At 69.6% G+C, this 7,148-nt stretch carries 7 protein-coding genes, 1 tRNA gene and 4 pseudogenes; 8 read left to right on the forward strand and 4 right to left on the reverse strand.

What is annotated here, in order from left to right; translation table 11 throughout:
• From CV1CTNOD_RS08595 to CV1CTNOD_RS27690, 6 genes and pseudogenes are all read left to right on the forward strand, one after another.
• A partial coding sequence (locus CV1CTNOD_RS08595) for a prephenate dehydrogenase dimerization domain-containing protein (RefSeq protein ID WP_131785642.1) occupies positions 1-536 on the forward strand: 536 nt, incomplete at its 5' end.
• Positions 533-685 carry a hypothetical protein gene (locus CV1CTNOD_RS25515; RefSeq protein ID WP_207386270.1) on the forward strand — a complete coding sequence of 51 codons (153 nt, stop codon included), beginning with the start codon at positions 533-535 and terminating at the stop codon, positions 683-685. The genes CV1CTNOD_RS08595 and CV1CTNOD_RS25515, both read left to right, overlap by 4 nt.
• Positions 686-733: 48 nt before the next feature.
• Positions 734-1,576, forward strand: coding sequence for a (d)CMP kinase (cmk, locus tag CV1CTNOD_RS08600; protein ID WP_131785613.1), 843 nt, complete (start codon positions 734-736; stop codon positions 1,574-1,576).
• Positions 1,573-2,295 carry a lysophospholipid acyltransferase family protein gene (locus tag CV1CTNOD_RS08605; protein ID WP_131785614.1) on the forward strand — a complete coding sequence of 241 codons (723 nt, stop codon included), beginning with the start codon at positions 1,573-1,575 and terminating at the stop codon, positions 2,293-2,295. Before cmk ends, CV1CTNOD_RS08605 begins: the two co-directional genes overlap by 4 nt.
• Before the next feature lie 143 nt (positions 2,296-2,438).
• Positions 2,439-3,812: a ribosome biogenesis GTPase Der gene (gene der, locus CV1CTNOD_RS08610; protein ID WP_131785643.1), complete on the forward strand. Its 1,374-nt coding sequence runs from the start codon at positions 2,439-2,441 to the stop codon at positions 3,810-3,812.
• A gap of 402 nt (positions 3,813-4,214) precedes the next feature.
• Positions 4,215-4,739: pseudogene (locus CV1CTNOD_RS27690) on the forward strand (PAS domain-containing protein); the annotation flags it as partial.
• On the opposite strand, the gene CV1CTNOD_RS26405 reads toward CV1CTNOD_RS27690, so the two are convergent.
• Entirely contained in the window at positions 4,724-5,098 is a 375-nt protein-coding gene (locus CV1CTNOD_RS26405) for a hypothetical protein (protein ID WP_242606505.1), read from the reverse strand. The pseudogene CV1CTNOD_RS27690 and the gene CV1CTNOD_RS26405 sit on opposite strands and share 16 nt — an antisense overlap.
• Before the next feature lie 120 nt (positions 5,099-5,218).
• Between CV1CTNOD_RS26405 and CV1CTNOD_RS26410 the strand changes: the two are divergent.
• A pseudogene (locus CV1CTNOD_RS26410) lies at positions 5,219-5,983 on the forward strand (ATP-binding protein); the annotation flags it as partial.
• Positions 5,984-6,059: 76 nt separating this feature from the next.
• On the opposite strand, the gene CV1CTNOD_RS08620 reads toward CV1CTNOD_RS26410, so the two are convergent.
• The gene (locus CV1CTNOD_RS08620; protein WP_131785615.1) at positions 6,060-6,257 is read right to left on the reverse strand and encodes a 4a-hydroxytetrahydrobiopterin dehydratase; all 198 of its coding nucleotides are present in this window, start codon (positions 6,255-6,257) and stop codon (positions 6,060-6,062) included.
• A 97-nt stretch (positions 6,258-6,354) separates the two neighbouring features.
• On the opposite strand from CV1CTNOD_RS08620, the pseudogene CV1CTNOD_RS27695 reads away from it, so the two are divergent.
• Positions 6,355-6,534: pseudogene (locus CV1CTNOD_RS27695) on the forward strand (site-specific integrase); the annotation flags it as partial.
• A gap of 52 nt (positions 6,535-6,586) precedes the next feature.
• Here CV1CTNOD_RS27695 and CV1CTNOD_RS08630 read toward each other — a convergent pair.
• A tRNA-Pro gene (locus CV1CTNOD_RS08630) sits at positions 6,587-6,663 on the reverse strand.
• Between the two features lie 264 nt (positions 6,664-6,927).
• Positions 6,928-7,148 (reverse strand): annotated as a pseudogene (locus CV1CTNOD_RS25525) (hypothetical protein); the annotation flags it as partial.

The following is a 7,148-nucleotide window of genomic DNA, read 5'->3' on the forward strand; positions in this document are numbered from 1 at the left end:
TTGCGAGTCTGCTCGCCGCGGCCACGCCCGATCTCGCCGCCGGCGAGCTGGCCCTGGCCGGTCAGGGGTTCCGGGACGTGACGCGTCTGGCGGACAGCGACCCTGGCCTGTGGTCGTCGATCCTGGAGGGTAACCGCGGTCCGGTCGCAGCCCAGGCTCGCCGCCTGACCGCGCAGCTCGCACGGCTTGCCGACGTCCTCGACCGGGGCAGTGAACAGGAGGTCGTCCTGGCGGTCCGCACGCTCATGACCAGCGGCAACGCCGGTCGGGCGCTGCTGCCCCGCAAGGCCGGTGCGGTGTCGCGGCCGTGGGCGTGGGCGTGGGTGGGGGTGGTGCTCGCCGATCGGCCCGGCCAGCTGGGCGCCCTGTTCACCGCGATCGGCGACTGGCAGATCAATGTCGAGGACATTGCCGCGTTCGAGCACAATCTCGACGCTCCGGCCGGCATCGTTGAGCTCGCTGTTTCGCCGGACATCGTCGACGCTCTGCTGGATCGGTTGGCCGCGGCCGGGTGGACCGCCTATCGCCGTTCATGAGCGCCGCCCTTCCCGGATGGAACGCCGCCCTTCCCGGATGGGCGGCCCCGGGTAGCCTGAGCCGGGTTGACCGCATCGGCGCCGGCTCGGGTGATCATCCGGGTCGGGTCGGTTTCACCGCGTCGGTTGCCGACGGGTTTCTGGTGTAGACGGGTTTGTGATTCTGGTGCTGTTGTCGCGTCTGGACGGAGGAAACGGTGGAACACGACCGCGGTTCCCGAGAGCCGGTGGTTGCGTCGGCTACCGGTGAGCAGGAGGTGCCCACAGACGGTGAAGGCCGTCGCACCGGGCCCGGTGAGCCCTGGCGGCCCGACGGGCCCGACCCGGCTGCGCCGCCGCCGCAACGGGTGGTCCGCGACGGATTCGTCATCGCCGTGGACGGGCCGGGAGGGTCGGGCAAGAGCACTGTCGCCCGGGAGATCGCTCGGAGGCTCGGCCTGCGGTATCTCGACACGGGTGCGATGTACCGGGCGGTGACCCAGGTTGCCCTGGAGAGCCGGATCGACATCGAAGATCACAATGCGGTCGCCGAGCTCGCGGAGCGGGCGGTGCTCACGGTCGGTACCAGCCCGGACAATCCGGCGATCGCGGTGAACGGCGAGGCGGTGGACGACAAGATCAGGACCAGGGCGGTGACCAACGCGGTGAGCGCGGTGGCCGCGGTGCCCGCCGTTCGCCGGCGTCTGGTCGCCCGCCAGCAGCAGATCATCGCTGAGGCGTCGCCGGTGGGCATAGTGGTGGAGGGCCGCGACATCGGTTCTGTCGTCGCCCCGCACGCCCCGGTCAAGGTGTTCCTGACCGCGTCGACCGAGGTCCGGGCGTTGCGGCGGTCGCACCAGCTGGGGGAGAAGGGTATCGACGACGTGGCCCGTACCCTCGCCGAACTCGACCGCCGGGACGTCCTGGACAGCACCCGCGCCGCGGACCCGTTGGCCATCCCCGACGACGCGATCGTGCTCGATTCGACCGCCCTGTCCGTCCAGGACGTCGTGGATGAGGTTCTCCGACACTGTGAACGGGTATCGGCCCGCGCGTCATGACGATCGAAGGCCCGGACAGCACCAGCCCTGACCGCAGGCGGCCGCCCGCTGTGGCGCCGTACCGCGGAGCGGCGTCCCGGCCGTACAACGATGTCCTTCACAAGGTGCTCAAACCACCGTTTCGTCTGGTTCTGAACAGGGTTGTCATGCATCTGAGGCTCGAAGGGCTGGACCGGATCCCGGCTACCGGCCCCTTGATCTTTGCGGGTAATCACAGCAGCCTGCTGGACGGGCCCCTGGTCGTGATCGAGGCGCCGCGTACGGTCCGATGCCTGGTGAAGTCCGAGATGTACAAGGGTGTCCTCGGTCGGCTGCTCCGCATGTCCGGCCAGATCCCGATCGACCGCGGCCGACCCGACCGGTCCGCATTACACACCGCACTCGACGAGCTGTCGCGTGGCGGTGCGATCGGGGTGTTCCCGGAGGGGACCCGGGGCAGCGGCGAGGTGGAGAACGTGCAGCACGGTATCGCCTACCTGGCCGTTCACGGTCGATGCCCGGTGGTGCCGGTCGCGTGTATCGACACGGGTCGGGTCCTGCCGAGGGGGGCGCGTTGGCCGCGGCGCTCCGTCCACGCGCGGATGGTCTTCGGACATCCGTTCGAGGTGGAGATCCCTGCCAACCCGCGGTCACGGCGGGCGTTGGCGGCGGTGGCCGAGGACATCCGGATCAAGATCGCGGACCATCTGGCCCAGGCCCGCCTGCCGCCCGGGTCGTAGGCGGCCCGGGCGCGTCAGGAGCATGGTCGCGCTGCCTCCGGCCATCGGGACGAGCCGTCGGCGGGACCAAAGCGATCCCGAGCCGACCAGATCTGACAGACCGCAGAGATCATAGAGATCGCAGAGACGAGGACGTTGTGAGTGTGGCTTCGCAGGCGCCGCAGGACGAGGCCGGACACCGGTCCGACTCCGACGACCGCCAGCCGGTACTGGCGGTCGTCGGACGTCCCAATGTCGGCAAGTCGACGCTGGTGAACCGGATACTCGGCCGGCGGGCCGCGGTCGTCGAGGACGTCCCCGGAGTGACCCGGGACCGCGTCGCCTATGACGCGACCTGGAACGGCCGGCGTTTTGTGGTGGTCGACACCGGCGGCTGGGAGCCGGACGCGCACGGGCTGGCGGCCCGGGTCGCCGAGCAGGCGCGCGCCGCTTTGGACACCGCCGACGCGGTGCTGTTCGTGGTCGACGCCACCGTCGGGGCCACCGACGCGGACGAGGCCGTCGCGCGCGTGCTGCACCGGTCGGGACTGCCGGTGGTCCTCGCGGCGAACAAGGTCGACGACTCCCGCGGCGAAGCGGACGCCGCCGCGTTGTGGAGCCTCGGGCTCGGTGAGCCGCATCCCGTCTCGTCCCTGCACGGCCGGGGCAGCGGGGACCTGCTCGACGCCGTGCTCGAAGCCCTCCCGCCGGCGCCCCGGGAACGCTTCGAGGAGGTGGACGGGCCGCGGCGGGTTGCGCTGCTGGGCCGGCCGAACGTCGGCAAGTCCAGCCTGCTCAACCGGTTGGCCGGCACGCAGCGGTCGCTGGTGCACGACGTCGCCGGTACCACCCGTGACCCGGTTGACGAACTGGTGACGGTCGGGGGGGAGACCTGGAAGTTCGTCGACACTGCGGGCCTTCGGCGGCGGGTCCGGGAGGCCAGCGGCGCGGAGTACTACTCGTCGTTGCGTACCGCGGCCGCGCTTGAAGCCGCGGAGGTCGCGATCGTCCTGTTGGACGCCAGTGAGCCGCTCACCGAACAGGACCAGCGGGTGATCACCATGGCGGTCGAGGCCGGACGGGCCCTGGTGCTGGCGTTCAACAAGTGGGACCTGCTCGACGAGGACCGCAGGCTCACCCTGGAACGGGAGATCATCCGGGATCTGGGCCGGGTGGCCTGGGCGCCGCGGGTGAACGTGTCGGCGACGACCGGCCGCGCGGTCGACCGGCTGGCGCTGGCGCTGCGGACCTCGCTGGAGTCGTGGGGGACGCGCATCTCCACCGGCCGGCTCAACACCTGGCTGGGCGAGGTCGTGGCGGCCACCCCGCCGCCGTCACGGGGCGGCCGGCTGCCCCGCGTGCTGTTCGCAACGCAGGCCGGGGTGCGGCCACCCCGTTTCGTCATCTTCTCGACGGGTTTCCTCGAGCCGGCCTACCGTCGCTTCCTGGAGCGCAGGCTGCGCGAGGATTTTGGTTTTGCCGGAACGCCGATCGAGATTTCGATCCGGGTCCGTGAACGGGGCGAGAAACGCCGGTGAGCCGCCTGACCGGTGCGCATCTGAGCCTCCTGGCCGGTGCGCCGGTCGAGCGAGACAAAGGCCTACCAGCCATGAGATCGGCGACAGATCGATTTTCTTGATTGCTGGTATCCGTCTGGTTGAGCGGTCCGCCGCAGGGTGCCATGCTCGGTGGTAATGGGGGTGGGGCCTGATTCGCCGGGATGGCAGGTCAGCGGCTTGCCAGCCTGCCAGCTTGGCAGGTCGCGGCCTTCGGCAATGCCGAGACGGGTGTGGATGAGCGAAAGAGAGTCTTCACGAGACGGGGCTGATGCTCCCGCAGCAGTGGCCGGCATAGCGATGGCCGCGCTGGACGCTTGAGGTGTTCTCACCGCATGGACGGCAGGAGCCGGTCGGCTGCTGGGCTATCGTCCGGACGAGGTGGTGGGACGCGCCGCGGCGGACCTTCTTGCCGTGGACCTTCCGGCATCGGTATTGCCCGGCATCGAACGTCGGGAGGAGTGCAGCGGCCGGGTGATGCTGCGGCGCCGGGCTGGCCGCGCCGTCGAGGTCGACGTCCACGTGGCCCCGACGCACGGTACGGGGAGAAACACCGGCTGGGTCGTGGTGGCCCTCGAACCGGGCAAACCAGCTCCGCGCCATGACACGGCGGCGGCGCTCAAGAACTGGGCACTCGACCGGATGCCGATCGTCCTCGGGATCTACGATCGTGAGAAGCGCATGGTGGGAGGCAACGAGGAAGCGCAGCGCGTCATAGCCGCGCGAGAAGAAGCAGTACTCGGACTCCGTCCGGGGGAGATCTACCCCAGCCTTACCGCCGACCAGGTCGAACAACTGATGGCACAGGTGATCCGCACGGGGGAACGGTTGACTCTGGAGACGGTCACCCCGCTGCCTGGCGAGAGCCGCGCGCACGCCTGGTCGATCTTCCTCTATCCGTTGAAGGACCCCGGAGGCATGGTGCGGAGGGTGTCGACAGCAGCTCTCGACACCACCACGCAGTACCGGGCCAGGCAGCGGCTGGCCATCGTGAACGCGGCCAGCGTCCGCATCGGAACCACCCTGGACACGGCGCGGACCGCCCAGGAGCTCGCGGACGTGGACACCGAGCAGTTCGCCGACTTCGTCAGCGTCGACCTGCTCGACTCCGCCGTCGGTGACAACGAGGCGGACCTGCGCCGGGCCGCCGGCGGCGTGTTCCTCTGCCGGGCCGCACAGCAGTCCGTCCTGGACGGCTGCCCGGAGTCCACGGTCGAGCCGGGAAAGACAGACCGCTGCTGCGAGGACTCGCGGTGTTCCTGCGGCATCGCACCCCTGACCCGTTCGACACCGACGACCTGCTTCTCGCCGAGGAGATCACGACCAGGGCGGCGCTGTGCATCGACAACGCCCGCCGCTACACCCACGAGCACAACACCGCTGGCCTTGCAGCGAAGCATGTTGCCGCAGCGCACATCCCCGCACGTGGCGGTGGCGGTCGCCTCCCGCCATCCGCCGGCCCCCCGCTGGGCCTCGGTGGCCTGCCCTTCGAGTCCGTCGAGCTGGAGCTGCCCGACGGCAGCCTGATCGCCCTGTTCACCAACAGTCCGATCGAGTCCGGCGACCTCGGCGCCGGCGCTGACGTCGGATCCGACGCCGGTGCGGATGCGGATACCGACGTCGGATTCGCCCGGCTGAGCCGTGTCCTGACCGGCAGCAGTAGCACGTCGTCCCTGGAGCAGATCTGCGACAACGTGCTGGAGGCGCTGCTGCCCGGCGGTGTCCCCACCGACGACGTCGCTGTGCTCCTCGCCCGCACCCAGGGCATGGACGCCTCCCAGGTTGCCATCTGGGACCTGCCCGCGGACCCGGCGGTGGTGGCCCAGGCCCGGCAGATGGCCACCGACCAGCTCGCCGCCTGGGGGTTGGAGGAGGCGTCCTTCGTCACCGAGCTCGTGGTCAGCGAACTGGTCACCAACGCCATCCGCCACGCCGTTGCGCCCATCCAGCTTCGGCTGATCCACGAGAGCAGTCTTATCTGCGAGGTCTCCGACGCCAGCATCACCGCACCTCACCTGCGCCGCGCCCGTGTCTTCGACGAGGGCGGCCGTGGCCTGCTCCTCGTCGCCCAGTTCACCCAACGGTGGGGCACCCGCCACACCCCGCACGGCAAGACCATCTGGGCCGAGCAGCCACTCCCGACCAGCTGCTGAACGCTCCCGGGCGGAGACTGAAGGTCGAGGACAGGGTCTTCCCGGCGCCGGAGCACCCTCTGACGATGTCGCTGATCTACCTGGCATTGACCGTATATCTCCCTACCACCTCCTCTATCCGCTCCGCGAGTAAAAAGCCCAGCTCAGTGATGCGCTGCCCGGCGCTGTACGTCGTCACGCTGAAATACGGCGTTTTCCAGCGCAGGTCGATGTCCGGATGGTGCTGGAGTTCCTGCCGGAGTCGGACGGAGCTGGTCTCCTCGGCAATGGTCACTGCCTGCTCGACCGCGCTGACTGCCGCTTCTGGTTACCGGCCGGTGGCGAAGGCGACGGCCTGACGGGCGCGGTGGACTCCGGTGTCACGTCTGGCCGTACTCGTCCACGTGCTACAGAAGATCGCCGATCACGGGTCGTTGACCACGACTCAGCGGTACCTGCATCCAGACATGAGATCGATAACCGGCGTGGGAGCCCTGCTGAGCAGACATCTCAGCGCCAATCGGCCCCCGGCTGCGGGCGGTTCGATCGTCAGGCCAACCAGAGGAAAGTAGCGAAAAGGGCTGCTGACCAGGGCCTTCGCCCGATCGGCAGCCTTCCCGATAGTGGTCGGGACGACAGGATTTGAACCTGCGACCCCCAGACCCCCAGTCTGGTGCGCTACCAAGCTGCGCCACGTCCCGTACGTCGACCACGTTACCTTATGATCCCGCCGGCGCGGCAGGCGCCCTCGATGGTCGTTTGCTTCGTCGAGGGCGAATCGATCATTGATCTCTCCCGGCGGCAGGGCGGTGCGAGACCTCGGCGAGAGGCCGGCGCGGGGTCGGGGCGCCCGTGGGATGGGAGATCCGGGTGGATGCGGCAGTTCGGCGGCGGCATCCACCCGGATCGGCTGGTCTGGGTGCGCTGGATGCGCCAGGGCGATCCAATACACTCAGACCCTTTGGTCACTGCGTCTCGCGGCTCCTGCGGCGAGCGGCAAAGCCGGCTCCGAGCACCGCGACACCGAGTCCGGCGCCGGCGACAGGAGCGATCGGGAACGACGGTGCTGTACCACCGCCACCCGCGTGCACGCCACCCTGTGGAACCGGTTCGGACGACGGCTTGTAGGCGGGTGACTGGCTCGTCCCCCCGGTTGCCTGCGGTGCGGGTGACTGGCTCGACCACT

Origin of the sequence: Protofrankia symbiont of Coriaria ruscifolia, assembly GCF_900634745.1 — a bacterium.
GTDB lineage: Bacteria > Actinomycetota > Actinomycetes > Frankiales > Frankiaceae > Protofrankia > Protofrankia californiensis.

Excerpts from the sequence above, each read along its gene's own strand:
- CV1CTNOD_RS25515 (WP_207386270.1), top strand. The coding sequence starts at position 533 with ATGAGCGCCGCCCTTCCCGGATGGAACGCCGCCCTTCCCGGATGGGCG.
- CV1CTNOD_RS08605 (WP_131785614.1), top strand. The coding sequence starts at position 1,573 with ATGACGATCGAAGGCCCGGACAGCACCAGCCCTGACCGCAGGCGGCCG.
- CV1CTNOD_RS26405 (WP_242606505.1), bottom strand. The coding sequence starts at position 5,098 with ATGCCGCAGGAACACCGCGAGTCCTCGCAGCAGCGGTCTGTCTTTCCC.